The following is a 1,294-nucleotide window of genomic DNA, read 5'->3' as shown; positions in this document are numbered from 1 at the left end:
GCCCGCCCGCGCCGCGCTCCCGGCGGCGAGCGCGCCGAGCGTGAGGGCCGCCGTGGCGACGAGCCCTGTGGGCAGGCGTTTCATGAATCCTCCTTCGCCGGAGGAGCGATCCCGGGTCGCGTGCCGTCGATCCGCTCGCTCATGGATCCTCCCGATGATCGGCCAGGCGGCTGTTAGACAAACATCAGACATCCGACGCGTCAACACCGCCACGCCCGTGCGGCCGGCCCGAAAGCCTGGGTGACGCCCTCAAACCGGGATATACATCGGATCTCTACTGCGCCCCTAACCGGGGCGAATCATTAAAAAAGAACACGAACAGTGACGTTCAGGTTGCGGCGGGCTGTGGTCGGTTGCAAGATCTATTGCCCAAGAAGGATCGCTAACCGGCCGGGGGTCGAGAGAGGCGTGCCCGTGGAGAGACCGTCCGCACCGAAGACCATCGGCGGCGAAGTCCTGCCTCCCGGCGCGGAGCCGCTTGACGTCGACGACCCGGCCGAGATCGACGGCCACCGGCTGAGGGCGCGGTTGCCGTCCGACGGCGCGAGCATCGTCTATCTCGCCTACGACGCCGTCGGCAAGCACGTCGCGGTGAAGACGACCCGCGCGCCCGACCAGGCCCAGGCGCGGCGGGGCCTGCGGATGGAGGCCTCCTGCGCCCGGCGCCTTCCTCCCTTCTGCACGGTCGCGCTGCTGGCCGACGGCACCGACCACGCGCCGCCGTACCTCGTCAGCGAATACGTCGAGGGCCCCTCGCTGGCCCAGTACGTCGAGGCCCTCGGCCCGCTGGACGCCGAGCAGCTCATGGCGCTGGCCGTCGCCCTCGGGCGGGCGATCGCCGCCGTCCACGGCGCCGGGCTGATCCACTGCGACCTCAGGCCGGCCAACGTCCTCCTGGCGGCGAACGGCCCGCGGATCATCGGCTTCTCCCTCGCCCAGGAGGCGCCGGTCTCCGGCCGTCCCGCCGACCTCGGCACCGTGCCGTACGAGCCGGGGTGGGTGGCGCCGGAGCGCGTCGACGGCTTCCCGGCCGGTCCGGCGTCCGACATCTTCGGCTGGGGCTGTCTCGTCGGGTACGCCGCGACCGGGCGCAGCCCGTACGCCGGTGACGGCGGGAACGGGCGCTGGAGCGTCGCCGGCGAGGAGACGCTGGCGGCCCTGGACGAGCCGATCCACGGCCTGGTCGAGGCGGCCCTCGCGGTCAACCCGGCCGACCGGCCCTCCACCGGGGAGATCGCCTCCCGGCTCGGCCGCACCGCCGAGAAGCCGCGGCCGGTCTCCCCGCCCGCCGAAC

Annotated in this window: 1 protein-coding gene; it reads left to right on the top strand. The window is 72.7% G+C overall.

Annotated elements, in window-relative coordinates:
• Positions 1-414: 414 nt before the first annotated feature.
• On the top strand, positions 415-1,294 hold an 880-nt coding region (locus tag ACFFNX_RS50290), incomplete at its 3' end, for a serine/threonine-protein kinase (RefSeq protein ID WP_378213592.1).

Origin of the sequence: Actinoallomurus acaciae (assembly GCF_042429965.1) — a bacterium.
GTDB lineage: Bacteria > Actinomycetota > Actinomycetes > Streptosporangiales > Streptosporangiaceae > Actinoallomurus > Actinoallomurus acaciae.
Note: the sequence above shows the minus strand (reverse complement) of the source record. Positions and strands in the feature narration are given on the sequence as shown.